At 68.9% G+C, this 440-nt stretch carries 1 protein-coding gene; it reads right to left on the bottom strand.

Annotated features, from left to right (window positions below; all coding sequences use genetic code 11):
- Window positions 1-440: HAMP domain-containing protein (locus tag IO39_RS43460; protein ID WP_043637728.1), on the bottom strand; the 440-nt coding region annotated here is incomplete at both ends.

Raw genomic sequence — 440 nt, 5'->3', positions numbered from 1 at the left:
GGGTAGCCGTAGGCGCTGATGAGCTGCAGCTCGCTCTCCTCGGCCAGGAAGAACGCGCCGTACTGGGCCGAGACCAGCGGGGCCAGCTCGTTCATCACCAGCTCGGCCACCGTGGCCAGGTCGCGGTGCCCCTGCATCAGGCTGGACATGCGGGCCAGGTTGGACTTGAGCCAGTCCTGCTGCTCGTTGGCGCTGGTCGTCTCGCGCAGCGACTTGACCATCGAGTTGATGTTGTCCTTCAGATCGGCCAGCTCGCCCTCGGCGTCCACGGTGATCGACCTGGTCAGGTCGCCGGAGGTGACCGCGCTGGTCACCTCGGCGATGGCGCGGACCTGGCGGGTGAGGTTGCCGGCCAGCTCGTTGACGTTCTCCGTCAGCCGCTTCCAGGTGCCCGACACGCCCTCGACCTCGGCCTGCCCGCCGAGCCTGCCCTCGCTGCC

Origin of the sequence: Nonomuraea candida (genome assembly GCF_000725485.1) — a bacterium.
Lineage (GTDB): Bacteria > Actinomycetota > Actinomycetes > Streptosporangiales > Streptosporangiaceae > Nonomuraea > Nonomuraea candida.
The sequence above is the reverse complement of the archived record's forward strand: the minus strand, read 5'-3'. Positions and strand labels throughout refer to the sequence as shown.